Annotated in this window: 26 protein-coding genes and 1 rRNA gene; 22 read left to right on the top strand and 5 right to left on the bottom strand. The window is 47.2% G+C overall.

Annotated features, from left to right (window positions below; genetic code table 11):
* Positions 1 to 101, top strand: a 5S ribosomal RNA gene (rrf, locus tag MH144_RS28105); the annotation flags it as partial.
* A gap of 252 nt (positions 102 to 353) precedes the next feature.
* Here rrf and MH144_RS28100 read toward each other — a convergent pair.
* Positions 354 to 548, bottom strand: coding sequence for a hypothetical protein (locus tag MH144_RS28100; RefSeq protein ID WP_239305521.1), 195 nt, complete (start codon positions 546 to 548; stop codon positions 354 to 356).
* A 179-nt stretch (positions 549 to 727) separates the two neighbouring features.
* Here MH144_RS28100 and MH144_RS28095 point away from each other — a divergent pair, with 179 nt between their 5' ends.
* Positions 728 to 1,093, top strand: coding sequence for a FlxA-like family protein (locus MH144_RS28095; RefSeq protein WP_239305520.1), 366 nt, complete (start codon positions 728 to 730; stop codon positions 1,091 to 1,093).
* Positions 1,094 to 1,220: 127 nt separating this feature from the next.
* Here MH144_RS28095 and MH144_RS28090 read toward each other — a convergent pair whose 3' ends face one another.
* A complete protein-coding gene (locus MH144_RS28090; RefSeq protein WP_239305519.1) occupies positions 1,221 to 2,576 on the bottom strand; it encodes an MATE family efflux transporter in 1,356 nt (451 codons plus the stop codon).
* A 169-nt stretch (positions 2,577 to 2,745) separates the two neighbouring features.
* On the opposite strand from MH144_RS28090, the gene MH144_RS28085 reads away from it, so the two are divergent.
* From MH144_RS28085 to MH144_RS28040, 10 genes are all read left to right on the top strand, one after another.
* A complete protein-coding gene (locus tag MH144_RS28085) occupies positions 2,746 to 3,477 on the top strand; it encodes a class I SAM-dependent methyltransferase (protein WP_239305518.1) in 732 nt (243 codons plus the stop codon).
* Positions 3,478 to 3,666: 189 nt separating this feature from the next.
* Positions 3,667 to 4,245, top strand: coding sequence for an RNA polymerase sigma factor (locus MH144_RS28080; RefSeq protein WP_239305517.1), 579 nt, complete (start codon positions 3,667 to 3,669; stop codon positions 4,243 to 4,245).
* Positions 4,242 to 5,492: a hypothetical protein gene (locus MH144_RS28075; protein WP_239305516.1), complete on the top strand. Its 1,251-nt coding sequence runs from the start codon at positions 4,242 to 4,244 to the stop codon at positions 5,490 to 5,492. The genes MH144_RS28080 and MH144_RS28075 overlap by 4 nt, the downstream gene beginning before the upstream one ends.
* A gap of 57 nt (positions 5,493 to 5,549) precedes the next feature.
* Positions 5,550 to 6,008, top strand: a complete 459-nt coding sequence (locus MH144_RS28070) for a 2-thiouracil desulfurase family protein (protein WP_239305515.1) — start codon at positions 5,550 to 5,552, stop codon at positions 6,006 to 6,008.
* Positions 6,009 to 6,241: 233 nt separating this feature from the next.
* Positions 6,242 to 6,919 (top strand): NAD(P)H-dependent oxidoreductase, encoded by a 678-nt coding sequence (locus MH144_RS28065; RefSeq protein ID WP_239305514.1) that lies wholly within the window; start codon positions 6,242 to 6,244, stop codon positions 6,917 to 6,919.
* Positions 6,920 to 7,044: 125 nt separating this feature from the next.
* On the top strand, positions 7,045 to 7,488 hold the full coding sequence (locus MH144_RS28060; protein WP_343226128.1) for a MarR family winged helix-turn-helix transcriptional regulator: 444 nt from the start codon (positions 7,045 to 7,047) through the stop codon (positions 7,486 to 7,488).
* Positions 7,489 to 7,608: 120 nt separating this feature from the next.
* On the top strand, positions 7,609 to 8,190 hold the full coding sequence (locus MH144_RS28055) for an NAD(P)H-dependent oxidoreductase (protein ID WP_239305513.1): 582 nt from the start codon (positions 7,609 to 7,611) through the stop codon (positions 8,188 to 8,190).
* Between the two features lie 91 nt (positions 8,191 to 8,281).
* A complete protein-coding gene (locus tag MH144_RS28050) occupies positions 8,282 to 8,593 on the top strand; it encodes an ArsR/SmtB family transcription factor (protein ID WP_175395466.1) in 312 nt (103 codons plus the stop codon).
* Between the two features lie 159 nt (positions 8,594 to 8,752).
* The gene (locus tag MH144_RS28045) at positions 8,753 to 9,787 is read left to right on the top strand and encodes an LLM class flavin-dependent oxidoreductase (protein ID WP_239305512.1); all 1,035 of its coding nucleotides are present in this window, start codon (positions 8,753 to 8,755) and stop codon (positions 9,785 to 9,787) included.
* A gap of 304 nt (positions 9,788 to 10,091) precedes the next feature.
* A complete protein-coding gene (locus MH144_RS28040) occupies positions 10,092 to 11,252 on the top strand; it encodes an AI-2E family transporter (protein ID WP_239305511.1) in 1,161 nt (386 codons plus the stop codon).
* 104 nt (positions 11,253 to 11,356) lie between these two features.
* Here MH144_RS28040 and MH144_RS28035 read toward each other — a convergent pair whose 3' ends face one another.
* Positions 11,357 to 11,728, bottom strand: a complete 372-nt coding sequence (locus MH144_RS28035) for an ArsR/SmtB family transcription factor (RefSeq protein ID WP_095362085.1) — start codon at positions 11,726 to 11,728, stop codon at positions 11,357 to 11,359.
* A 227-nt stretch (positions 11,729 to 11,955) separates the two neighbouring features.
* Here MH144_RS28035 and MH144_RS28030 point away from each other — a divergent pair, with 227 nt between their 5' ends.
* The 7 genes from MH144_RS28030 to MH144_RS28000 all read left to right on the top strand — a co-directional run bounded on the left by MH144_RS28030 (position 11,956) and on the right by MH144_RS28000 (position 19,904).
* On the top strand, positions 11,956 to 14,319 hold the full coding sequence (locus tag MH144_RS28030; RefSeq protein WP_239305510.1) for a heavy metal translocating P-type ATPase: 2,364 nt from the start codon (positions 11,956 to 11,958) through the stop codon (positions 14,317 to 14,319).
* Positions 14,320 to 14,426: 107 nt separating this feature from the next.
* Positions 14,427 to 14,789 carry an SdpI family protein gene (locus MH144_RS28025; protein WP_095362087.1) on the top strand — a complete coding sequence of 121 codons (363 nt, stop codon included), beginning with the start codon at positions 14,427 to 14,429 and terminating at the stop codon, positions 14,787 to 14,789.
* Between the two features lie 177 nt (positions 14,790 to 14,966).
* Positions 14,967 to 15,422, top strand: a complete 456-nt coding sequence (locus MH144_RS28020) for a MerR family transcriptional regulator (RefSeq protein ID WP_239305509.1) — start codon at positions 14,967 to 14,969, stop codon at positions 15,420 to 15,422.
* Between the two features lie 157 nt (positions 15,423 to 15,579).
* Complete coding sequence (locus MH144_RS28015) at positions 15,580 to 16,797, top strand: MFS transporter (RefSeq protein ID WP_239305508.1); 1,218 nt, start codon at positions 15,580 to 15,582, stop codon at positions 16,795 to 16,797.
* Between the two features lie 17 nt (positions 16,798 to 16,814).
* Positions 16,815 to 17,237, top strand: a complete 423-nt coding sequence (locus MH144_RS28010) for a universal stress protein (protein ID WP_239305507.1) — start codon at positions 16,815 to 16,817, stop codon at positions 17,235 to 17,237.
* Between the two features lie 156 nt (positions 17,238 to 17,393).
* A complete protein-coding gene (locus tag MH144_RS28005; protein ID WP_239305506.1) occupies positions 17,394 to 18,818 on the top strand; it encodes an aldehyde dehydrogenase family protein in 1,425 nt (474 codons plus the stop codon).
* Between the two features lie 294 nt (positions 18,819 to 19,112).
* Positions 19,113 to 19,904, top strand: a complete 792-nt coding sequence (locus MH144_RS28000; RefSeq protein ID WP_239305505.1) for a MerR family transcriptional regulator — start codon at positions 19,113 to 19,115, stop codon at positions 19,902 to 19,904.
* A gap of 157 nt (positions 19,905 to 20,061) precedes the next feature.
* Here MH144_RS28000 and MH144_RS27995 read toward each other — a convergent pair whose 3' ends face one another.
* The gene (locus MH144_RS27995) at positions 20,062 to 20,541 is read right to left on the bottom strand and encodes a GAF domain-containing protein (protein ID WP_095293228.1); all 480 of its coding nucleotides are present in this window, start codon (positions 20,539 to 20,541) and stop codon (positions 20,062 to 20,064) included.
* Positions 20,542 to 20,739: 198 nt separating this feature from the next.
* Here MH144_RS27995 and MH144_RS27990 point away from each other — a divergent pair, with 198 nt between their 5' ends.
* From MH144_RS27990 to MH144_RS27980, 3 genes are all read left to right on the top strand, one after another.
* Complete coding sequence (locus tag MH144_RS27990) at positions 20,740 to 21,036, top strand: hypothetical protein (protein WP_095293227.1); 297 nt, start codon at positions 20,740 to 20,742, stop codon at positions 21,034 to 21,036.
* Between the two features lie 196 nt (positions 21,037 to 21,232).
* On the top strand, positions 21,233 to 21,805 hold the full coding sequence (locus MH144_RS27985) for a GNAT family N-acetyltransferase (RefSeq protein ID WP_095293254.1): 573 nt from the start codon (positions 21,233 to 21,235) through the stop codon (positions 21,803 to 21,805).
* Positions 21,806 to 21,850: 45 nt separating this feature from the next.
* A complete protein-coding gene (locus MH144_RS27980; protein WP_239305524.1) occupies positions 21,851 to 23,371 on the top strand; it encodes an MDR family MFS transporter in 1,521 nt (506 codons plus the stop codon).
* A 315-nt stretch (positions 23,372 to 23,686) separates the two neighbouring features.
* On the opposite strand, the gene MH144_RS27975 is transcribed toward MH144_RS27980, so the two are convergent.
* Positions 23,687 to 24,148, bottom strand: a complete 462-nt coding sequence (locus MH144_RS27975) for a MarR family winged helix-turn-helix transcriptional regulator (RefSeq protein WP_095362097.1) — start codon at positions 24,146 to 24,148, stop codon at positions 23,687 to 23,689.
* Positions 24,149 to 24,575 lie beyond the last annotated feature (427 nt).

Here is a 24,575-nt window from a genome sequence, read left to right as displayed (position 1 = left end):
GAGGGGTTCCACACGTACCCATCCCGAACACGACCGTTAAGCCCTCTAGCGCCGATGGTACTTGGACCGAAGGGTCCTGGGAGAGTAGGACGTTGCCAAGCAAAGAACCACTGCCGATGAAACTCGGTGGTGGTTTTTATTTTATATTCAATTAAGATTATTATAAGAATGACTATTTAATAACTATAAGGAGGCACTTTTCAATTAGAATAGTGCCTCCTTATATTATTATGATTCATAAACACATTTGTAGTTAAGAAAAAATAGGGATCAACCCGGTGGGGATGTTGCACTAAATCATTTGTTTTTCTACTTAAGATGAAATTCTTATTTATGTGTGACTTCTTATATGTTTAAGACCAGTTAGCAGCCTGAAGTTCTTTTTTCTTGCGGAGATTGAGCAATCGGGAACGTTTGATGCGTTCCATTTTCTGATTCTCTAATAGTTGTTTAACCCCTCTAATTAGAAGCCGATATCTTAATTCATCATCATGCCCAAGCTTATGCATTTCTTCAAAGTACGCCTTGTCCATTCGTTCGTGCACCATCCAATCATGTTAATCATTTAACTTTACCATAGTGATCTAAACAAATTCTGAACAAGTTTCTTAATGGTGATAGTAACCGGAAGGCTTGTTCAGTTGCTTTCAGCAACCTTTCAGCCGAATTTAACGTTAGCATCATCTGGATTGGATATAGTGGTATAGAGAAAGAGAGGCGAATGATAATGAATATATCTTCAACAGCAAGTTCAGCAACATCGTACATATCCTCATCCTCAAGCTCTACTAATACCAGTGCAATGGAGAAACAAAAGTCACAGCTCGAAGCAGAACTTCAGAAAGTCTCGTCCAGCAAGGAAGACGAAAAGACGAAAGAAACCAAAACCAAGCAGCTGCAGCAGCAGATCAAGCAAATTGAAGCACAAATTACAGGACAGAGCTCCCAAGGAGGCGGGGCGACAAACAGTACCGCAGGCTCCAAAGAACTACCTCCAGCTCAGCCACCTTCCACAGGGATGAACGTTGCTACGGCCAAAGAAATTGCAAATGCAACAACGGACAGCGATGGCCGTTTCGATATTCGAATATAGTTGGTGAAATTGGGTTAATCCAATTTGAACTAATTAATTCGCTTTCTATTACATTTAACCGAATAAGGATGCAAAAGACCTGTCTAATCCATGGATTAGGCAGGTCTTTTAAGTGTAAAGTTAAAATCTACTCAATAGTCAAACCATGAATCCTCTCCGAAACAGTACGTTTCCTATAGTAAACGGCAATCGTCACGAGGACTAGCATCTCAGAGAGAGGAACAGCAAGCCAGACACCCGTTACGCCCCAGAAAGATGGAAGGATTGCAATGAATGCAATCATGATGATCATCTCACGTGCAGCCGTGATCCAGATCGCCATTTTGGCATTCCCTACCGATTGGAAATAAGTGCTCATGACAAAGTTGATTCCCATAAACAGGTATGCAAAAGTAAATATTCTTAAACCATACACGGCATTGCTTGTGACACTCTCACTGAAGTTTCCGAAGATCTGAACGAAATAAGGTGCTCCCCATTGCACAATAAGCAGCAGTATGACACCACAGGCCAGAGCCGTTCTGGAGGCTATGCGAATGGTTTGTTTTTCACGCGCCATCTGTTTGGCTCCATGATAGTAACTGACCAGAGGTTGGGCAGCAGAAGCCAGGCCTAGAAAGGCGAGCAGGACAACACCATGGATGTAATTCAGTACTGTAAAGGATGCTACACCATCCGTACCTGCAATCCGGTCCAGTGAAATGTTGTGTGAGATGGAGAAGACAGACATGCCGAGTTCGGCAAGAAAGCTGGGAAAACCAATAAGAACAATGGTTCCGAGTAGTTTGGTATTCCACTTGAACCGAGTGAAGACAAGGTTATTGGATTTTTTGAAAAAGTGAGACAACAGGACAAGCAGGGCAAGAGATGCCGAGACGATTGTACCAATGGCAACACCTTGCACACCCCATTCGAGCACATATAGAGTTATATAATTAAGAACGATATTTGCTACGGCAAATGTAATCTGTGCGTACATGGAGGTGTTGGGATCACCGTCGTTACGGACAAAGATGGTCAGGGCATTTTCAATGGTGAAGACAAACCCGAACAGCAGCATGATGTTTATATAGTCAGCGGCATATGGGAACGTTTCTGCATTGGCGCCCAACGCATAAACCAGTTGGTCCTTGAACGTGAATGCGGTAAATCCTATAGCCATCGTAATCAGTAAAATAATCGTAATTGATTTCGTGAAGATTTGATTGGCCGTGGTGATGTCCCTTTTGCCCATATAGGTTGAATACAGGGTAGCTCCGCCCATGCCAATCCATAACGACATCGCTACAAAAAGGGTGTATACCGGTGAAGCGATACCAATTCCGGCGAGCGCAGTGGATCCAAGTTTGTGCCCTACCATAATGCCATCAATAATAAAATTAAAAGCAATGACCAGCATCCCAAGTATGGATGGCACAAGGTAGCTTACAAAAGCTTTTCCTACAGATTGCCTTTCGAGGGGATGCGTCCAATTCGTGTTCATAATAACCTCCGTTTAATAAACTGAATGTTCATTCTGTAATAAATAATACTGAACGTTCGTTCTGTATAATAACACGGGATGAATTTGCTTGGCAACTTTTCCTTGTAAACCTCGTTTATGTAGTAGAGTTACTGTGATCTTTTCTAATTAAGAAAGGGGGATCTGTTACATGAAGCAGAACAAATATGATGAGGCAGAATTTTTCAGGAACTATAGTCAGATGCCTCGTTCTACTAAAGGGCTTGAAGCAGCAGGTGAGTGGCATGAACTGCGAACCATGTTACCTGAGTTGAAGGACAAAAATGTATTGGATCTGGGCTGTGGCTTTGGCTGGCATTGCCGGTATGCACGGGATCAGCAGGCCAGATCAGTTATTGGCGTGGATCTATCCGGGAATATGCTGCAGCGTGCACGCGAGATGACGGATGATTCTCGGATTGAGTATAGGCATATGGCTATTGAAGATATTGAATTTGCCCCTGAACAATTCGATGTGGTCATTAGCTCGCTTGCGCTGCACTACATTGAACATTTGGATCAGGTATTTGCTCGAATTCATGCTTGCCTTGTCCAGGGTGGTACATTGGTATATTCAGTGGAACATCCGATATTCACGGCTCGTGCTGCGCAGGATTGGTACTATGGGCCTCAAGGTGAGATTATGCATTGGCCTGTGGATGACTATCATCAGGAGGGGAAGCGTGTCGCCAATTTCCTGAATCAGGACGTAGTTAAGTACCATCGAACGTTGGCAACTCATCTGAATGGACTGATCCAGGCGGGATTTGTGATTCAGCAGGTGGCTGAGTCCAAACCTTCACCTGAGATGATGGAAATGCCGGGTATGCGAGATGAGAATCGCCGTCCCATGTTTCTCATGATTGCTGCAGTTAAAGCATGAGCTATCTGTAAAGTTGACTAGAAAGGTTAGTAGTAGGCGGCATAGCCTGGATATGGCTTAACCAGTAGGTTCAGATTGTTGGAAACCTGCTGGTTTATTTTATTTAATTTTAGAAAAGGAAATGAGAAAATGATCGGATGGGAACCAAACCGGAAATGATACAGTCTTATTAAGTGAGGTGAACATCCGTTGGAATATCAATTTCTGGCCCAGGCCCAGACGATCGACAATTACACACTCAGCAGCATGATGGATGACTATGGAAATGATGTGTGGAACTATGCTTACTTTTTGACCAGAAGTACAGAGCAGGCAGACGAAATATCACAGCAAGTATTTATTCGGGCATACTCCGGGATCAAACACTTTCGCGGGGAGTGCTCCCTGAAAACCTGGTTACTCACCATTACTAGAAATACGACATTTACATACCGGAAATCAAGGTTTTTTCGCAGCAGTTTATGGGGGGAGACGCTTCCGATCGAATCAGAACAGGGACCTTCACATATTCGTGAGATGACGCCTGCACAATATGCCCATCCCTCAGCTGAAGCCGAGGTAATAAGTAGGGAGCATGTACATGAAATATGGGATATCGTTCTGGCTCTGCCGGATAAGTTTCGTGAGATTTTGTTGCTGCATCTGAAGTATGAGCTCACTATAAAAGAAATTGCAGAAATGCTGAGAATCAGTACAGGTACAGTGAAATCGAGGTTATCACGGGGCAAAGATAAAGTGCGGAAGCTATGGGAGGAGAGAAATAGATGAGGTTCAAGGATGAGGACTGGGAAAAAGAAATCCGGAAGGAGCCGTTTGCATCGTCTTCTTTTCAAGACCAGCACAAGCAGAATGTACTTCGTCAGGTGGAATGGATGAAAACGGGTGAGGAGCATGTAAATGATGCTCCAGATCACAAACAGAAAAAACATATTAATAGGCGGAACCGTCGCAATGTTCGTTCACGTCCCCGGAAAGTTGTTGTAGTGACGACAGTTGCGGTAGCAGCTGCAGCAGCTATCATGTGGAATGGACACGTTCTGGAACCCTTTGTAGAGAAGGTGTATCCTGTATCTGCTCTGCAGCTCTCGGATGACCCTAGCATGAACCTGCTAACAAGCGAGATGAAGCAAACTGTGGCTATGACGATGAGAGACTATTTAGGTAAGCAACTGGAAGTCCATTACGCTAAGAAAGGGCCAATTACCGGTTGGGTATATATCGAGGCTGGTGACGTGAATAAATCAGAGTATGCCAAGATGTGGCTGGATGGGAAGACTGGAGCACTGGTGGAAGCTGATATGCGAAGTGAGATGCCTGGGAATGAGCTTGAGCACCGGTTTTTGCGTCAAGTCCCTGGGCTTCTTAAAGGAATTAACAGTGATCCAACGCTGAAGCCGATCTCAGCAAGACGTTATGTGAAGATGAAGCAGGGTCAGGAGAAGCCTGTATGGTTTACCACATTATTTTTGGAGAACGGGAAGGGGAGTGGCAGCATTGAATGGACACGAGATGAAGCAGTTTCCGTGTCTGGTACAGTGAGTAGCGACACAGTGTCCACAGATCTGATAACCAATGCGAGAAGTACGATAGAAGCCTTGTCTGGTGAGGGAGCACCTGCTCTGAAAAGTGTAACGTTTAATCAAAATGATAAGCAGCTTGAGGAAACAACGGACCTGTATTTTGGTGATCGATATTTGGTAAGGAGTGTTAGTGGGAGATTTAGCAATGCATATACTGTAATGGATTTTCAAAGGGGCGTTCCAGAACTCGAAACGGGTGAGGAGTATGAGCTCTACTTTGAGAAGCTGAGTAACATGGACGAAAAAATAATCAGGCAGAATGCAGCGCCCATCATCCGAGAAATCTTCGGTATTGATCTTGATAAATATACCTTTGAGCGGGATACAGAAAATATCGGCATGGCAACATTCCGCTTGAAAGAGATGGCCAATACGATTCAAGTTCGTTATGAAGAAAATGCACGCATTACCATGATTACAATATCAGATCTTTAAGTTTAATCCATATGGTACAATCCTAATAGCTGAGGAATTGAACATAAGGAGAGCATAATGAGATATTTGGTGAGTTCATGTCTGGCAGGGATAGCTTGCCGTTACAACGGAACAGCAAGCCTGGATGAGAAGATTCAGGAGCTCGTAGCACAAGAACAGGCCATGATGGTCTGTCCGGAACTGCTTGGCGGATTCTCCACCCCGCGGGAACCGGCAGAGATTATCGGAGGTACAGGCAAGGATGTGCTTGCAGGCACAGCGCAGGTGATTGAGAGAGGTGGCAGGGACGTTACAGATCTGTATATCAAGGGAGCCTACCAGACACTGGAATGGGCCAAAAAGCTCGACGTTACTTGCATTGTGTTGAAGGAATTTAGTCCTTCCTGCGGCACACATGCCATCTATGATGGTAACTTTGCTAATCACAAGGTACAAGGTGAAGGGGTCACATCCGCTCTGCTTCGGCAAGAGGGCTATGAAGTCATTTCGGAAAATGAATTCATGGAACATTTGTAAAGCATACAGGGTATAGAAACATGCCGCCCAGGAGAACAATCATATTCTCGAAGTGGCTCTTTTTGTATATATAATTACACAATACTTACTTTTAGAAACTGAGAAACAATAATGTGCGTACTTTTATTTTATGGCTATAGGTTCTAAACTAATACTCAAGCAAACGATAATTAACGAAGACACCAATGGTGCAGCATACAACCCAAAAACATATGAGAAGGACGTGGAGTTTCATGGAGCCTACAACACAAGCAATGAAAAAGGAAGAAATTTTGAACGCGTATCATTTCCGGCATGCGACAAAGGTATTTGATGCTTCACGCAAAATTACGGAGGCAGATTTTGAGTTTATCCTAGAAACAGGAAGGTTATCACCGAGCTCAATCGGATTCGAGCCATGGAAGTTTTTGATTGTGCAAAAACCAGAGCTTCGCCAGCGTTTGTCTGAAGTATCCTCTGGGGCTCAGAAGCAATTGGCAACGGCGAGCCATTTCGTAGTCATCCTGGCCCGGACTGATGCAAGTTATAACTCTCCTTATGCGGAGTACATGCTCAAAGAGATTAAGGGCATGCCGGATGATGTGTTTGAGTTAACAAGTGCGGCATATGGAAATTTTCAAAACAACCAGCGTCTGCTGGAGAACCCAAAAACGCTATTCGATTGGGCATCCAAACAGACTTACATTGCACTCGGCAATATGATGACCTCGGCAGCTCTTATTGGCATCGATTCTTGCCCGATTGAAGGTTTCAGCTACCAGGATGTACATCGTATTCTTGAAGAAGAAGGTTTACTGGAAGATGGAGCGTGGGACATTTCGATGATGGCGGCTTTTGGCTATCGTGTAGAGGAACCTAAACGTGAGAAGTCTCGGCAGCCTCTGGACAAGATTACACAATGGATTGAGTAATTAATATCATCCGAAGTAAGCCTCGGTTATCTCCCCTGTTACATCAAGGAGGTAGCAGGGGCTACTTTTGTAAATGCCAACGTTTATTGAGAACTTTTATAGAAATAAGGCTTGCTTATATATAGATGTCTATGTATAATGGGGACATGCCAAAATATAATGCAATTGCACTAATCGCAAGGATCAGGGATCATGTAAACAAACGCATTGTTCAGGAACTGGAGCAGCACGACGTTACGGGGATTGTTCCATCCCATGGCGACATTCTGATGTTTTTGTACCGTGAAGATTCACTGTCCATCAAGATGCTGGCCGAACGTGTTCATCGCACACAACCAACGGTGACCGTGCTTGTGAACAAGCTGGAGAAGCTGGGCTATGTGGAACGCAGCAAGAGTGCGGAAGACAGCCGGGTGACGTTGATTCGCCTCACGGAGCAAGGACGGCAGCTTAAGCCCATTTTTGAACAAGTATCGGAGACGATTCAGGACATGGTCTATGGTGGTATGACGGATGAGCAAGCGGAACAGCTGGAAAGTCTGTTGATTGGAATCGTTCATAAGCTGTAAAAAAAGAAAAAAATTTTTTGGACTAAAACATAGATATCTATGTTTCTCCCTATCTAAGCAAGTATCAATTGCTTCACTATGCAGCAACATAATATAACAAAAACCTGGAGGTACTTTATTATGAAACATCTTATCGTATATGCACATCCCCACGCAGACAGCTTCAATCGCGCCATTCTGAACACAGCTGTAGAAGAACTTGAAACCCAAGGTCATGAGGTTGTTGTTCGTGATCTGTATGCCCTGGAATTTCAGCCTGTATTGAGCGCAGCTGACACGGCATCCATGCGAGCAGGACAGAATCCACAGGATATTGCGACAGAGCAGAAGTTTATCACAGATGCCGATGCAATTACGTTTATCTACCCAATCTGGTGGACTGGGCTGCCGGCAATTTTGAAAGGGTACGTTGACCGGGTATTCGCTTACGGATTTGCTTATGCGTCAGGCGAAGCAGGGATCGAGAAACTGTTAACAGGCAAAAAAGGACTGATTATCAATACTCACGGAACACCTAGTGACATATATGACCAAATTGGCATGACTGCCGGTATGAAAATGACCTCCGATGTCGGAATCTTTGATTTCGTAGGCATTGAATCCGTGGATCATTTATTCTTTGGCAGTATCGGATATCTGGATGCTGCGGCTTATCAATCCATGTTGGAGCAAGTGAAGCAAACGGTAAGCACCAAATTCTAACGAATACTGATGCAACATTTGGCAGGTCGATTCGCATGATGAATCGACCTGTTTGGTTTGCAAAATACAAGAAAGGGGGTATAATCAACCCATGGAACCTATACTCATATTTAAAGCTTTGTCCAACGAGACACGCAGGCAGATACTGTCATGGCTCAAAGATCCGGAGCAGCATTTCTCACCTCTGGAATTGTCTCAACATCCGGATGGAGGGAAGAGCGGGATCTGTGTCGGAACCATTCAGATGAAGGCTGGATTGGCTCAATCCGTCATATCCAGTTATTTGCTGACCATGCTCAAAGCCGGGCTGCTGCTCTCCGAGCGCAGGGGCCAGTGGACGTATTATCGCCGCAACGAAGAAACCATTCGTCAATTTGCCGAGTATGTACAGCACGAGTTATAAGCCGGACGCCAGGACGGAAGCAAGAATGCAGCTGCAGGCGGGGATTCCGTCCGGATGTAAACGGCGAAGTACACTGCTGTATATCCTATTTCTATGTGTTTTTACATCTATATATCTGGATATACAAAAATATATTTCACCAAAGGAGAACTTCTCATAATGACTACGGATAACCAAGTTTCATCCCATAAACAACATATTAGCGACGTTAAACTGTCCATCCTGGATCTGGCTCCTGTCGTTGTAGGTGCTACACCTGCTGACGCGCTCCGTAACAGTCTGGATCTGGCACAGCATGCGGAGGGGTGGGGATACCATCGCTACTGGGTAGCTGAGCATCATAATATGCCCGGTATTGCTTCTTCCGCGACATCCGTAGTGATCGGATACCTGGCAAGTGGCACGAACACGATTCGTCTCGGTTCCGGTGGCATCATGCTGCCCAACCATGCACCACTCGTTATTGCCGAGCAGTTCGGTACACTGGAATCCCTGTATCCAGGCCGTATCGATCTTGGATTGGGCCGTGCACCAGGTAGTGACCGCCGTACATCTCTTGCACTGCGCAAAGATCTGAACAGCGGAGAAGACTTCCCGGAATTGCTGGCTGAGCTTAGAGCGTACTTTGATGCATCGGCTACTTCCTATCATGCACCTGTTCGTGCGGTGCCGGGTGAAGGGTTGAACATTCCAATTTACCTGCTCGGTTCCAGTGATTTCAGTGCACGTTTGGCAGGGCGGCTCGGATTACCGTTTGCGTTTGCCAGCCACTTCTCGCCAGATTATACTCGCATTGCGCTTGAAACATATCGAAGCAGCTTCCAGCCCTCCGACACACTGAAGGAGCCGCATGTTATTGTAGGTGTGAATGCAGTTGTTGCAGATACGGATGAAGAAGCAGCATGGCTCGGCACAACGATGCAGCAGCAGTTCCTGAACATCATCCGCGGGACTACCGGACTGGTACAGCCACCAGCTGATATGGAAGGCAAATGGACCGACCGCGAGAGAGCTGGAGTGGAACAGACGCTGAAAGCTGCTGTTAACGGCTCACCCGAGACGGTACGTGGACAGCTTGAATCCTTTATTGCCCAGACGCAAGCGGATGAGCTTATTATTACATCCATGATTTATGACCATCAGGCACGTCTGCATTCTTATGAATTGATCGCACAATTGGCGGGTAAGGCATAACTTTAACGGCACATGAACAAGGAATAAAATATTGAATTCAATAACGGGTCGTCCTCGCAAGAGGCGGTCCGTTTTCTCTTATCAAGAACCCATCTCAATGAATATATGAGGCAGTTCTGATTTTTTAGGGTAAAATGACATTACGGTCTATTTTGAAACGGTTAAAAGAGCCGTACGTATAAACCAAGAGCATTATACATATGTTGGCTTGTACAAGTTTCTTTATTCGCATGTGCATGAGGCATGCAGTATGAAAGCTTATTTTTTTATCATGATCAGATACATAAGAGAGGAAGACATGCCCATGGAGCAACCCGAACAACCCCGCATTTGGCCGGATCGGTTTAAGCGGTTTTTTCTGAACAACAAGTTTGTCCTATTTCTGCTGATTCTGCTGCTGGTCGGATTAAACGTGATGGTGCTAACGAAGATATCCTTTGTTCTACATCCGATTGCGGTGCTAATCAAGACGATTGTACTGCCTATCATTCTGTCTGGAATCCTCTACTATCTGCTGAATCCGCTGGTGGATGTGATGGAAAAGTGGAAGATTAAGCGCGGATGGTCGATACTGATCCTTTACCTCGCGATTGGCGGCATTTTGACGGTTGTTGTATTGGCAGTCATTCCAGTGCTCCGCAATCAGATTATGGGGCTTATCGCCAATTTCCCGATGTATAGTGAAAATGTCAGACAGCAGTTCGAGGAGCTTACGGGCAGTCAGCTGTTCAGTCAGGTCCAGGAAACGGTGAACATGAACTGGCAGGACTGGTGGGGAACGATCTCCGAGAAAGCAACAGAGATTTTGAATTCCACCTGGAACAAACTCGGCGGTTTCCTTGGAGCTTTTACCGAAACGGTATTATCCATTGTAACGGTGCCATTTATTCTGTTCTACCTGCTTAAGGACGGGAAGAAGCTTCCGGAGAAGATCCTGTCGTTTCTTCCGATCAAAAGCCGTACGGGTGCCATGGAGGTACTTCACGACATTAACCACCAGATCAGTTCCTTTATTCGCGGACAAATTATCGTGAGCTTCTGTATCGGTATCCTGCTCTATATCGGTTATATGATCATTGGACTGGATTACGCACTGATTCTGGCCATTATCGCTTCCTTTACCAGCGTGGTGCCGTATCTGGGACCTGCAATTGCCATCACGCCTGCACTGATTGTGGCACTGGTGACTTCTCCAGTGATGCTGTTGAAAATGGTGGCGGTATGGACGATTGTGCAGCTGATTGAAGGCAAGTTTATCTCTCCGCAGATTATGGGCAAAACGCTCAAAATTCATCCGATTACGATTATCTTTGTCATTCTGACATCAGGCAATCTGTTCGGTGTGGTGGGCATTCTGCTGGCCGTTCCGGGTTATGCGGTGCTCAAGGTCTGTGTATCCCACATCTTTAACTGGTTCAAGAGCCGATCTGGTCTGTATGATCCGAATAATAACAATTTACTGTAGGGTTACTGCATGTGGAAAACGGTACCCTTAACGAAAGAGAACCCCTGTCATCGGCAATGGCCGAAAGACGGGGGTTCTCTTTGTCTGAACAGGCTGGCTTACGCCTAGCCATGTTTAATATGCTGGAGCGTTTGCAGGAAGATTTGCTCAATATGCGTATCATCCAGAGAATAATACACCGTCTTGCCTTCCTTGCGACGCTTGACGATCCGCATGTTGCGGAGTGAACGCAGCTGGTGTGAAATGGCCGACTGTCCCATATCAAGCAGCACCGTCAGATCATGTACACATAATTCCTTCTGCAACAGCGCATCAATAATACGTAGTCGGGTTGGGTCACTGAACGCCTTGAACCAATCCGCCATCTCGGAAGAAGTCTCCCGATCAATAAGGGAAGTGCGGATAGACTCTACGTCCGCTTCCGTTCCCGAGCAGGCCGCATCACAATCCGCTGGCGCTTTAACCGGTTGTTCCATTTCCTATCACCGCCTATGCTAGCAACTATACGCCTATTATATCCAAAAAACGTCTAAAGCGAAATGATTACTATTAGCATATTCTGTCTGTAAAATCATCATCGATCGTTGACACTACAGTTTAGGCGTGCATATAATAGGGTTAATCAAACATATGAATGATTGCTCATATATTAATTTTAATTAAAATATTCAAGCTGCTTCGAACTGCAAAGGGGAGAATTCACATGGGAACCGGTCAGGAACAGGTGAAAAGGGAACTGCTGCTGGATGGATTGGATTGTGCCAATTGTGCGCTGAAGATTGAGAATGGTGTCAAAAAAATAAAGGGTATTAAGGATTGCTCGGTTAATTTCGTAACTAAAACCTTGCTGGTGCATACGACTTCCGATATGGATGAGCAAGTTTTGGAAGAAGCGAAGCGTAAGGTCCTGCGGCTTGAGCCGCATATTCGCATCTCGGAAAAAGGGAGACCACCGCTTGTCAATCAGGCTTCTGCAGGGCTGGAAGGTCAATTGGAAGGCGGTATGCACACACATGCAGGAACTGCAGCCGAAGGGCACCGTCACGATCACGGGGGTCATTCTCATGACCATGATCATCATGAAGGAGCGCATCACCATGGTCATGGTGCTCATAATCATGCGCATGATCACTACAGTCATGCCGGGCATGATCACGGTCACTCCCATGGTCATGATGCGCATGCCGGGCATTCGCACGAGCACGGTGCAGGACAGACGAAGGTGCTGCTTGCCCGTCTTGCTGCCGGCTCTGCCCTCCTTGCTGCAGCTATCTGGTCCCCACTGGACGGATGGGCACAGCTCGCTCTCTATGTAGTCGCTTATCTGATCGCAGGAGGAGATATCGTTCTCCAGGCGTGCAAAAACATCATTCGTGGTCAGGTATTCGACGAGTACTTTCTGATGTCGGTTGCGACGATTGGTGCTTTTGCCATTGGTGAGTATCCTGAAGGGGTAGCGGTCATGCTCTTTTATCAGCTTGGGGAGCTGTTTCAGGGGATGGCAGTTAACCGCTCTCGCAAGTCGATCCAGTCGCTTATGGATATTCGCCCGGACTATGCCAATATTCTGATCGGTTCTGGCGACGAGACCAAGCGTGTGTCACCGGAAGATGTACGCATTGGTGATCGCATCGTTGTCCGTGCGGGTGAGAAGGTTCCGCTTGATGGAATTGTGAAGGCAGGACATTCCATGGTGGACACGTCTGCTCTTACAGGGGAATCCGTACCTCGGGAACTGGAGCCCGGAAGTGATGTACTCAGTGGTTTTGTGAATAAGAACGGTATGCTGACGATTGAAGTGACCAAAACCTTCGGAGAATCGACGGTATCCAAGATTCTGGATTTGGTGCAGAATGCCAGCAGCCGCAAAGCGAAGACGGAACATTTCATCAGTAAATTTGCGCGTTATTACACGCCAGTCGTCGTTATTCTCGCAGCGTTGATTGCGTTCGTACCTCCGCTCGTGCTTAGTGGTGCAACATTTGCCGATTGGATCTATCGCGCCCTGGTCTTTCTGGTCATCTCCTGTCCATGCGCACTGGTGGTTTCCATTCCACTCGGATTCTTCGGCGGGATTGGAGCTGCTTCCCGTAACGGGATTCTGGTGAAAGGCAGCAATTACCTTGAAGCATTGAATGATGTGAAAGTGGTTGTTTTCGATAAAACGGGTACACTAACCAAAGGTGTGTTCAACGTAACGGCTATTCGTCCGGAAGGTGGACGTACAGAAGGTGAACTGATGGAACTCGCAGCGATCGCGGAGGCTCAATCGAATCACCCCATCGCCGAATCCATTCGTGCAGCCTGGGCCAAAGATATCCGTACACTAGGTGTTGAGGGGTATGACGAGGTTGCTGGGCATGGGATCAGAGTCCGTGTGGATGGCCGTGAAGTGATGGCAGGTAACGCCAAACTGATGGAACAGGCGGGTATTACCTATACTAAGCCAGAAACGGTAGGATCAGTGGTACACATTGCTGAAGCAGGCGCATATGCTGGCCATCTGATCATTGCAGATGAAGTGAAGGATGATGCTGCGGCAGCGATTCAAGCCCTTAAGAAACTTGGCATCCACAAAACAGTCATGCTCACAGGTGATGCTAAAGCTGTTGGTGAAGCTGTAGGACAGCAGCTGGGAGTCGATGAGGTATACGCTGAACTTCTGCCTCAGCACAAAGTAGAACGGCTCGAAGAGCTCGAAGCGAGCAAGTCTCCGAAGGAGAAAATGGTGTTTGTCGGGGATGGCATCAACGATACACCTGTACTGGCTCGCGCAGATGTGGGAGTAGCCATGGGAGGACTCGGTTCCGATGCTGCCATCGAAGCAGCAGATGTAGTCATCATGACGGATGAACCATCCAGACTGGCAAGCGCAATCCGTATTGCGAAGCGGACACGAATGATTGTCTGGCAAAATATCGGTTTTGCCTTGGGCGTTAAGGTGATCTTCCTTCTGCTGGGAGTGTTCGGCATAGCTACGATGTGGGAAGCTGTTTTCTCCGATGTGGGTGTCACGGTCCTGGCCGTTCTGAACGCCATGCGGGTTCTGCGCGTGAAGAACATTTAAGTTTTCGAAACGAACGCCGCGGCTCTTCGTATATACGTAGAGCCGTTTTTTATTTTTATGGTCGCAGGCATGTTTAGAGGAATGTTTGAAGAGAAGGGGAGAACAATTTGGCAGGAGCAATTGTAGGGTTAATATGCGGAGTGTGCTATTTCGTGCTCGGGTTAATGCTGTTCAAAAAACCACCGAAAAAGATTAATGGCATATATGGTTATCGTACCCCGCGCGCCATGAGTGATCCCGATTTATGGGACGAAGCTCAGCGTTACAGCGCAAACCTGATGATGCAGTTTGGGGTCATTATTACGGTGTTCGGCATTCTTGGATTCTGGTTTACAGATGTACAGGCACTCGTACTCAGTCTGTTTGCAGTTGCGTTCTACACGTTCAGACTGTTTACGAAAGTGGAAGGGCGCTTAAAGGAAGTACAGCATGCTCAGAAGCGGAAGCAAAGCGAGCAAGGTGCTTCATAGAAAATCGTAGTTCAATGTAAATAAGGTAGAGGCAGAGGATCCGCGAAAGCGGGTCTTTTTGTGTTCGGTGAGGTTCATGAAGTTTCAGTGGTTGAAATCTAACGTTGACGTTAACGTTATAATTATATATAATTATGTACATAACATTATAGACATATTAAAAGTGAGGTGAAGGAAATGAGCTTGTATAAGATCGACGACGTAGCCAAGGAATGTGGTTTGACGAAGCGTACCATCCGGTATTACGAAGAGATTGGTGTCATGCCTTCACCTCAGCGGACGGACGGTGGCACGCGGCTGTATACGAGAGAGGATATCGACTATTTGAAAAAGGTCGTCCGCGCCAAGGAAGTGCTTGGCTTCTCCCTACAGGAACTGCATACGTATATCGCTACGGCTGATGTACTGAATGAGCAGCGATTTGATTACCAGCAGACAACCGAAGTGAGGGAACGGATTGAAAAACTCACCAGTATGGATGAAACGCTGGGTGGTCAACTTCAGTTAATTGAACAGAAACTGCAGAGTATTCATGCCGTACAGGCAGAGCTGGAGGAATTGCGAGAACGGGTGCAAAACGGGATTCAGCGATTACAGAAGAATGAAATCACCGATCATCCGGAAGACGGATAAGCAAGAGAGTGACCTATAACTCCATAAAAACGAAATCGTGCAAGCACCGGGAAGCCGGTGTCATTTTGTGCCGTTTTGTTTCATTTTCTTTTGAAAATGATATGAAAATTTCATGTATTACAAATTAATTTCAATTCATAACCAGGAGGTATCATGTATGAAAAGAGAACCATCATTACCTGACGAACTGCCGTCATCACGCGGAGGATTGCTGTCCCAACCACGGGCTGTATGGGCTGTCGCCTTCGCGTGTATCATTTCGTTTATGGGACTGGGATTGGTTGACCCCATCCTGCCTGCCATTGCAGATCAGCTGCATGCATCCAAAAGCCAAGTTTCACTACTGTTTACGAGTTACAACGCTGTGACTGGGGTTGCAATGTTGATTACGGGCGTTGTATCCAGCCGGATCGGTGTCAAGTGGACGCTGCTAAGCGGGATTTTACTTATCATTATTTTCTCCTTTCTGGGCGGAACCTCAGACACGGTAGGCGCCCTAGTGGGTTACCGTGGTGGTTGGGGTCTAGGTAATGCCCTGTTTATCGCAACGGCGTTATCAGCCATTGTTGGTTTGTCCACTTCGGGGACAGCCAAAGCGATTATTTTGTACGAAGCCGCACTGGGTCTTGGTATCGCGGTAGGTCCACTTCTTGGTGGTGAACTTGGCTCCATCTCATGGCGCGGCCCGTTTTATGGTGTTGCTGCTCTGATGGCGATCGCCTTTATCAGCATTACGTTTATGCTGCCCAAAATGGCCAAGCCGAAAACACGCAGTTCCTTGTCCGATCCGTTCAAGGCACTAAGTTATCCATCCCTGAAAACACTGGCGATTACTGCCTTCCTGTATAACTTTGGTTTCTTTACTTTGATGGCTTATTCACCTTATGTCATGAACCTGGATGAGCACGGACTTGGTTATGTGTTCTTTGGTTGGGGCCTCATGCTTGCCATAACGTCTGTATTCGTGGCACCAAGACTGCAGCGTCGATTCGGCTCGGTTCCTTCCATGAGTGTTATGCTGACCCTGTTTGCGATTGACCTCATTGTTATGGCCGTGGGTACAGTAATGGGATCATCCACAACCGTCATTGTTGCTGTTATCGTTGCAGGGATATTCCTGGGTATCAACAACACACTGATTACGACGGCTGTTATGGAGGCTGCTCCGGTTGAACGCTCGGTTGCCTCGGCTGCTTACAGCTTCGTACGTTTTCTAGGCGGTGCATTGGCACCGTGGCTTGCAGGTAAATTGTCGGAATGGTTCCTGCCGGAAACACCGTTTTATTTTGGCGCATTGATGGTACTGGTTGGTGTCGTGGTTCTGTTTGCACGTCGTAGACATCTGCGTGATATCGATGCAGCAATTACACATTAATGGATGGGGGAATTGAAATGCTGGAACGAATCGTAGTGGCTGTTGATGGGTCGGATCATGCTCATAAGGCGTTGGAAACAGCGGTTGACTTAGCTGAAAGTTTGAAGCATCCCGCCAGATTGATTATTGTGCATGTGAATCCTTCCGTATCGTTGAATGAGCCGGCTCTGGGAGTAGATCTGGAAGCACGAATTGCGGAAGAAGGGCAGCATATTATTGCACCGGTAGAACAGCTGTTGTCCGGACATTCCATCCCTTATGAGACGCTGCTGATTGCAGGGGACCCGGTAAACGAGATCTGCCGGGTGTCGCGCGACAGAGCGTGCAACCTCATTGTAATGGGTACAGGTGGCAAAAGCGTGCTGGCAGAAATCGTCGTTGGCAGTGTCAGCCACGGTGTATTGAAACATGCAGAATGCCCGGTATTAACGGTTAAATAGGACTCTGCCGGAATTAAGGCTGGGTTGAAGATACTACTGTGGTGTATAAATAGATAAAGGATATAACTACGATCACAAGGTTGTTCTGTCATGGACTTGACCCACTGTAGCTATTTAGGTCAGACTTGCAGCAATGATGGATTGGAGGATTCAATAATGAAAAAACAACATCTGTTTATCGGTGGTAAACCCACAGAATCAGTAGAATATAAGGCACTTCAGGCACCGTATTCCGGAGAAACATTGGCTGAAGTGTCTACCGCTTCGGCGGAGGAGGCTGAAGCAGCCATAACAGCTGCCGTTCAGGCTGGCAAGGAGATGCGCAGCATGCCTGCCCACCGGCGTGCAGACATCCTGTACAAGCTCTCCTCCCTATTGGAAGAGCGGAAGGAAGAGGCGGCAAAAGTAATTGCGCTGGAAGCGGCCAAACCGATCACGGCTGCGCTTGCTGAAGTGGATCGTACGGTGGAAACGTACCGTTTTGCCGCAGAAGAAGCGAAGCGGTTGACAGGAGAGACCGTTCCCCTGGATGCAGCCAAGGGCGGCGAAGGACGCATCGGATATACCATGCGACAGCCTCTGGGTGTCATCGGGGCGATTACGCCGTTTAATTTTCCGATGAATCTGGTGGCACACAAGGTTGGACCTGCACTTGCAGCAGGCAATACCATTGTTCTGAAACCGGCTGAGCAGACACCGTTGTCTGCCTACTATATTGCGAACCTGCTTAAGGAATCCGGATTGCCGGATGGTGCATTAAACGTAGTAAGCGGGGATGGCAAAACGATTGGTGATGTGCTCGTATCCGATTCGCGCATAGCCCATATTACATTCACGGGAAGCCCTGCTGTAGGGACAAGCATTCGCAGTCAGGCTGGATTGAAACGGGTGACGCTGGAACTTGGATCAAATGCAGCTGTCATTGTGGATCAGGATGCGGATCTGGACAAAGTGGTGCCAAGATGTGTGATCGGGGCCTTTACGTATCAGGGTCAGGTATGCATTTCACTGCAGCGCATTTATGTACACAGTGCCATTGCAGACGAATTCATACGCCGCTTCGCGGAAGCCGCGAAACAAGTGGTGACAGGAGATCCGCTGAACCCGGATACGGTTGTTTCGGCACTTATTACAGCCAAAGATGTACAGCGGACACTGGATTGGATCGACGAAGCGAAACAGGCAGGAGCTGTAGTGGCAGCAGGAGGAGAGGCGGAAGGAGGCGTACTTCGCCCAACCGTACTTGTTAACGTGCCGCGTGATGCGAAGGTATCGTGCCAGGAAGTCTTTGCACCGATTGTTGTTATTAACCCTGTGAATTCGGTCCAAGAAGGCATTGAGCACGTGAATGATTCCATCTATGGGCTTCAGGCGGGTATTTTTACAAACGATATTCATACTGCACTCCATGCAGCTGATCATATCGAGGCTGGAGGGGTCATGATTAACGACATTCCAACGTTCCGCGTCGATCACATGCCATACGGTGGTGTGAAGCAGAGTGGTATGGGACGTGAAGGTGTCAAATACGCAGTTGAAGAAATGACAGAACTCAAGTTTGTCATGTTCAATAAAAATTAAGCATGTTTGTAAAGCAGGCTGATTTGCCCTGTCTAACATGAAGTAATAACAAGGTCCTGCACCCAATGTTGTTGGTGTGGGACTTTTTCTTATATCGATCAATAGGAAATAGTGAAAACACTTTCGATTTCCCTACTGACCCCCGGTTCACATCCCATCAGGAGGGTATAAATAATTTACATACCGCAAAACAATCGACTAATTGTTGTCCCAATCTTGTACCTAACTCAATGAACATAAAAAGCAGTATGAATAAGCCTAATCACAATGCAGTGTAGACAGGAGGTGTTGCGAATGGCATATACCATGGCGGACGTATCCGGCATGTCCGGTATAAGTCTGAAGGAATTGAGCCAATATGTGAAATCGGGTTGGCTAACACCTGCATTCGCGGGTAGAGACCAGAATGAAGTGTATTATGAGAAACCGGAACTGTTGAAACTCCAGCAGATTTTGTTCTGTAAGGAGCTGGGGGTGGAACAGGAAGAGATCGGCCCCATGCTGCAGGAGGATCATCAAGATATCATTCATATGATGCAGCGGCAGCGCATTCAGCTGCTCGAGAAGGCATTGCATTTGCATGGATTGATTCAAACTCTGGACAAAACGATTTCCCATCTGCAGGGAGAGTATGAACTTGAGGTTCAGGAGTTGTATCAGGGTTTTATCAAAAAAGGGCATCACAGTATGCTGCCTGATTCAACGGAGGCACCGAACCATGATCCGGTCATAACGGATAGCTGGCATCCAGCACAATCTGAATCAGCCATATCTTATGACGGGGAACTCAAAACCAAAGAAGATTACCTGGATTCCCAGGAAAAAATAGACCGAATCAATCGGGACTTGCAGCGGGCGATCGAAGATGGCCTGACACCTGAAAGCCAGGAAGTTCAGCACATCATTGGCAGACATCTGGAATGGGTCAAGGATTACTACACGCCTACTGCCGAAATCTATCGTGACTTGGGCAATCTGTATGTGGAACATCAAAATTTTCGCCAAATGTACGACGGTTATCATCCCAAGCTGGCCGAATTTCTGCGAGACGGCATGATGATCAAAGCGGAACAGGAATTGACCTAAATGCATAGAGTAACCATGGGCGAGCAGAACATGGATGTAAAAGGCATAAACCAAAAAGCACAGACCACTAATGGTCTGTGCTTTTTGGTTATCTTCGGTACGTATTGCTGTCACGTCCTGCTTAATATAGGTAGAAGGACCTTCGGCAGAACCGTGGTTACAGCTGCTCTGTGAGCAGTTTGACGGCCTGTTCCAAGAAGATGCGATCTTCGTCGTCAAATCGGTTTTTAATCGGGCTGTCGATGTCGAGCACCCCGTATAATTCGCCGTCTTTGATAATGGGCACGACAATCTCACTGTTCGATGCAGCATCGCAGGCGATATGACCTGGGAATGCATGAACATCGTCTACAACGAGCGTACGTCGTTCCGCAGCAGATGTGCCGCACACTCCGCGTCCAAGCGGAATACGGATGCAGGCAGGCAGCCCCTGGAACGGACCAAGAACAAGTTCTTTGCCATCATACAGGTAGAATCCGACCCAATTGGTATCGGTTAGAAATACATTGAGCAGCGCCGCAGCGTTTGCCAGATTGGCAATGGCGCTTGGTTCATCGCGGATCAGAGCACTTAACTGTCCCAGGACGGCGGTGTGCTGCTCGCTTCGTGTTCCTTCATAGGAAACAGCTTGAAACATGGTGAATCACCCTCCCGAGCAAAAATGGTACTTATTTTCAAGATAGTGCAGTGCATGCCTTTAGTCAAGCGGAGGATTTCGGTAGAATTTTGAATAAGAAGGGGAAACCCCTGTAAATTCATCCTGTTTCTCAGCTTCTCGCACGGGGTAATTATTTAGCAATCACGGAGGGCTATAACCCTGGAAGGAGTTTGGATTATGCACGCAGAGGTACAGAATCTATTTGTACGGATTCATCTTCTATATTTGGCCCAAAATCAGGATTTGACCGTTGGTGACGCACTGCCTTTATTGGAAGAGCGCGGCTATCGTGTTGGCGAGCGGGAGATCAAGCAGGAGCTTGAACATCTCACTCAGGAGAACTTCCTGACCGCCCATGGCGACCAGTGGAGCCTGACCGGGACAGGCATTGAAGAGTATAAGGAAATTACGGCTGTGCTGGGCCGGGTCAGCGATGAGCTCCTGGGAGCGGATAAGAAGGCTTCTACCGCCTGAAGTTGAAACTCTGGCAGGACAGGCTGTTACGGGACAGCTCGATTGAATCATACGTACAACAAGACCGGGACCCTTGCGGCCCGGTTTTTTTGATGTCAAACCCATGACTGAACTGTTGCCAATCGGCGCAGGTTATGTTTAGATGACTATTGAATCTTATGGTCTGCAGAGATGGATCGGATCGGAGTGTCTTTTCATGTATAAATCCAAAGGGAGAATTCCCGAACTCGAGACAGCACGACTTCGTCTGCGCAAAATGCGCCGCCGGGATGCGGCGCAGATGTTCGCATACTGGTCAGACCGGGAGGTGACCCGTTATATGAATCTGGCGCCGATGATCGGGACAAGCGAAGCTGCGGATATGATTGGATTGCTTAACCATATGGCAGGGGAAGAGGAGGCGATTCGCTGGGGCATCGAACTGAAGGAGACAGGCCGTCTTATCGGAAGCTGTGGATACAATACCTGGCAGCTTGAAGGCGCATTCCGCGGAGAGATTGGTTACGAGCTGGGTCGTGACTACTGGCGGCATGGTTATATGACCGAAGTGTTCTCGGTGATGCTGCCTTTCGGGTATGAAACCATGGGGCTTAACCGGATTGAAGCATTGGTCGATCCACGAAACGCCGCTTCCGGAGAGTTTCTAATGAATCAAGGCTTTACGCGGGAAGGTCTGCTTCGCCAGGTACAGCACACGTCAACAGGGTATAAGGATATGGTCATGTACTCCCTGCTGTATGATGAGTGGCTGCGCAAGCACCGTAAATAAACAGAGAACAAAGAGAGAAGGGTTTGTGTGAATACAACCGGAGGTTTGAAACGCAGTTTCATCTTGGCGGGATTGTTGCTGGCAACCTTTTTGTCGGCAATTGAAGGAACGGTCATTGGACCGGCGGGGCCAACGATTGTAAGTGAGCTGGGAAGTGTACAGCTGCTGAGCTGGATCTTTACCGCATATCTGCTCACGATGGCTGTCAGCACGCCGATTTTTGGCAAGATCAGTGATCTTTACGGCCGAAAGCCCGTGTTCCTGATTGGCTGTGCATTGTTTTTGCTCGGTTCATTACTTTGCTGTTTCTCACAAAATATGGAGCAGTTGATTATTTTCCGTGCCATTCAAGGAATTGGGGCAGGAGCAGTTGTGCCTGTTACGTTCACGATTATTGGAGACATTTACCGAATTGAAGAACGAGGCAAGATTCAGGGTTGGATCAGTTCGGTGTGGGGCATCTCTTCCCTGGCAGGGCCGCTGCTTGGCGGTTACTTTGTCGATAATCTCGGTTGGCAGTGGATTTTCGGATTTAACGTACCATTCGGCCTGCTGGCCATGTGGTTTGTATTTCGTTATTTGAAGGAAGACATCTCACCTCGTACCGCCAAAATCGACTATATCGGTGCGCTGACCTTCACGGTGGGCATAACGGCATTACTCTTTGTGTTGTCAGCTGGCGGGCAGTATTATGCCTGGAGCTCTCCGCTCATTGTGGGGCTGAGTGCAGTTGCTGTCGTGTTCATGATCTTATTCTTCGTTGTTGAGAAAAGAGCCCAAGCGCCAATGGTTCCACTGCATCTGTTCCGTATTCGGGACATCCGCGTTGCCAATATTGCGGGACTGCTCACCAGCACGTTGATGATTGGCCTGACCAGTTATTTGCCATTATGGGTACAAGGCGTACGCGGAGGCAACGCGACTGAATCCGGACTGCTGCTTGCACCGATGTCCGTAGGCTGGTTAATCGGAAGTGTGCTTGCGGGTCGTCTCCTGATGAAAATCGGGTCACGTCTGACTGCACTCATTGGATTGACCGGAATCGCGATCGGCTCTGGAGGGCTATTCCTGGTCGGGGGAACATCCCCACAGGCCGTGCTGTTTATTTTGACTTTTATTTATGGACTTGGCTTTGGATTTGCGTTTACGATATTCACCATCATTGCACAGTCCTCTGTGGGATATCAGGAACGCGGATCTTCAACGGCACTGCATACGTTCATGCGTACGCTGGGACAAACGATTGGCGCGGCCGTATTTGGCACATGGTTGAACTACCGGATATCGAAATTATCCAGTGAACAGCACCTGGCCGATGCCGGCATTTCCGAAAGTGACTTGAATGAGCTGCTCGCACCGCATACGGATGCTGCCTTGTCGGACGACAAATGGGCATTGCTTCGGAATGTGCTGGAAGGCAGTCTGCATTCCCTGTTTGTCATCATGTTCGTGATCGCGATCGTATCCTGGTTAACCACATTAGCATTACGCAAACGTCTAATCGTACCTGAAGAGGCAGAGGCAGGGGCAGGAATGCCGAAACAGGCCAAGGTTGCCGGGAAGTGATTGTCGAACCATGCGGTACATAAAACCGATACTTTGTTGATTAGCACAACTAGATAAAGCATGTATTTTCACAAGAAGGCAGCTGAGGGTCAGCTGCTTTTTTGTTGGTTCTGATGGATGCTTTTCAGCATACGGGGCCGTATTTATATGTACTGATCATTACGTTTGTCTATTTGTTATGGCAATTTATTTTGAAATGGGTCGGCAAGCGAAAGAAGCGCGTAAGTTAATAAATAATTCAACAACAATAACCGGTAACGCCGCAGATTGGCGAAACCGGTTATTTTATTTTCGCTATTCATCAGGGTTATTCCTTCAACCATTAGCGGATAGACGGTCTGCGCCGAGCGCAAGCCTTTCCAATAACTCAGACAGCAATGTCTTGTCACCCTCGCTCAGACCACTGACTGCACGATCGATCTTGTGTGCATACCCTGGATAGATATCATCCATGGTCCGGTGGCCTTCCTCTGTCAGTTCTACAAATATAATCCGTCTGTCCTGCGGACAGTGTTTGCGATGTAAGAGTCCTTTTTGCTCCAGCTTATCAATGACATAGGTTACGTTCCCGCTCTGCAGCAGGAGTTGTGCGCCTACCTGTTGAATCGGCTGTGCTCCTTTCATATACAGTACTTCCAGCACCCCGTATGCTGTAGGGTTGAAGCCGTGCACTTTGCTACCGGAGACAGCGTGTTCATTCACGCTCTTGAATGTTTTGGCCAAGGTGCGGTACAGATGAAGTGAACGTTCGGTTCCGATTTCTTGTAATTCCAGCATGCTGATCCCGCCTTTTCAGTTTAGTGATATAAGTTGAAATAATAAGGTTACTATCTACCACTACGATGACAGAACAACCCTCCAATCACTGTTATTCCCAGATTTTTTTGAATCTTTTTCAAAGGTGAAATCCGGTGATAAAGGTGAGCGCGTTGCTTTTCCAGGTTTTTTCTGTCCTCTTCGTTACGATTAACATGTAAACGATATATTCAACTTATATAGGGTGGAGTAGGTTACATTTGACGATTCAGATTGTCGCCATGTCCTTATTGTAAGCTTCTGTTTCCACGAAAAACATGCGATATGTCACAAGATCTGCATTTTTAGCATTTAAAATTTAATCATTCGTCCTTCTCCAAGGCAGCTTGTACCTAAGAAAGTTCATTCTTCGGATGTTGGCTCTTCTCCGTCTTCGGAAGGAGGTTGG

It is taken from the genome of Paenibacillus sp. ACRRY (genome assembly GCF_022346995.1).
Classification (GTDB): domain Bacteria; phylum Bacillota; class Bacilli; order Paenibacillales; family Paenibacillaceae; genus Paenibacillus.
Note: the sequence above shows the minus strand (reverse complement) of the source record. Positions and strands in the feature narration are given on the sequence as shown.

Excerpts from the sequence above, each read along its gene's own strand:
- MH144_RS28030 (WP_239305510.1), top strand. The coding sequence starts at position 11,956 with ATGGGAACCGGTCAGGAACAGGTGAAAAGGGAACTGCTGCTGGATGGA.
- MH144_RS28015 (WP_239305508.1), top strand. The coding sequence starts at position 15,580 with ATGAAAAGAGAACCATCATTACCTGACGAACTGCCGTCATCACGCGGA.
- MH144_RS28010 (WP_239305507.1), top strand. The coding sequence starts at position 16,815 with ATGCTGGAACGAATCGTAGTGGCTGTTGATGGGTCGGATCATGCTCAT.
- MH144_RS28065 (WP_239305514.1), top strand. The coding sequence starts at position 6,242 with ATGGAGCCTACAACACAAGCAATGAAAAAGGAAGAAATTTTGAACGCG.
- MH144_RS28075 (WP_239305516.1), top strand. The coding sequence starts at position 4,242 with ATGAGGTTCAAGGATGAGGACTGGGAAAAAGAAATCCGGAAGGAGCCG.
- MH144_RS28070 (WP_239305515.1), top strand. The coding sequence starts at position 5,550 with ATGAGATATTTGGTGAGTTCATGTCTGGCAGGGATAGCTTGCCGTTAC.
- MH144_RS28095 (WP_239305520.1), top strand. The coding sequence starts at position 728 with ATGAATATATCTTCAACAGCAAGTTCAGCAACATCGTACATATCCTCA.
- MH144_RS28005 (WP_239305506.1), top strand. The coding sequence starts at position 17,394 with ATGAAAAAACAACATCTGTTTATCGGTGGTAAACCCACAGAATCAGTA.
- MH144_RS28045 (WP_239305512.1), top strand. The coding sequence starts at position 8,753 with ATGACTACGGATAACCAAGTTTCATCCCATAAACAACATATTAGCGAC.
- MH144_RS28055 (WP_239305513.1), top strand. The coding sequence starts at position 7,609 with ATGAAACATCTTATCGTATATGCACATCCCCACGCAGACAGCTTCAAT.
- MH144_RS27990 (WP_095293227.1), top strand. The coding sequence starts at position 20,740 with ATGCACGCAGAGGTACAGAATCTATTTGTACGGATTCATCTTCTATAT.
- MH144_RS28040 (WP_239305511.1), top strand. The coding sequence starts at position 10,092 with ATGGAGCAACCCGAACAACCCCGCATTTGGCCGGATCGGTTTAAGCGG.
- MH144_RS27995 (WP_095293228.1), bottom strand. The coding sequence starts at position 20,541 with ATGTTTCAAGCTGTTTCCTATGAAGGAACACGAAGCGAGCAGCACACC.
- MH144_RS27985 (WP_095293254.1), top strand. The coding sequence starts at position 21,233 with ATGTATAAATCCAAAGGGAGAATTCCCGAACTCGAGACAGCACGACTT.
- MH144_RS28085 (WP_239305518.1), top strand. The coding sequence starts at position 2,746 with ATGAAGCAGAACAAATATGATGAGGCAGAATTTTTCAGGAACTATAGT.
- MH144_RS27975 (WP_095362097.1), bottom strand. The coding sequence starts at position 24,148 with ATGCTGGAATTACAAGAAATCGGAACCGAACGTTCACTTCATCTGTAC.
- MH144_RS28060 (WP_343226128.1), top strand. The coding sequence starts at position 7,045 with ATGTCTATGTATAATGGGGACATGCCAAAATATAATGCAATTGCACTA.
- MH144_RS28000 (WP_239305505.1), top strand. The coding sequence starts at position 19,113 with ATGGCATATACCATGGCGGACGTATCCGGCATGTCCGGTATAAGTCTG.
- MH144_RS28050 (WP_175395466.1), top strand. The coding sequence starts at position 8,282 with ATGGAACCTATACTCATATTTAAAGCTTTGTCCAACGAGACACGCAGG.
- MH144_RS28020 (WP_239305509.1), top strand. The coding sequence starts at position 14,967 with ATGAGCTTGTATAAGATCGACGACGTAGCCAAGGAATGTGGTTTGACG.
- MH144_RS28100 (WP_239305521.1), bottom strand. The coding sequence starts at position 548 with ATGGTGCACGAACGAATGGACAAGGCGTACTTTGAAGAAATGCATAAG.
- MH144_RS28090 (WP_239305519.1), bottom strand. The coding sequence starts at position 2,576 with ATGAACACGAATTGGACGCATCCCCTCGAAAGGCAATCTGTAGGAAAA.
- MH144_RS28035 (WP_095362085.1), bottom strand. The coding sequence starts at position 11,728 with ATGGAACAACCGGTTAAAGCGCCAGCGGATTGTGATGCGGCCTGCTCG.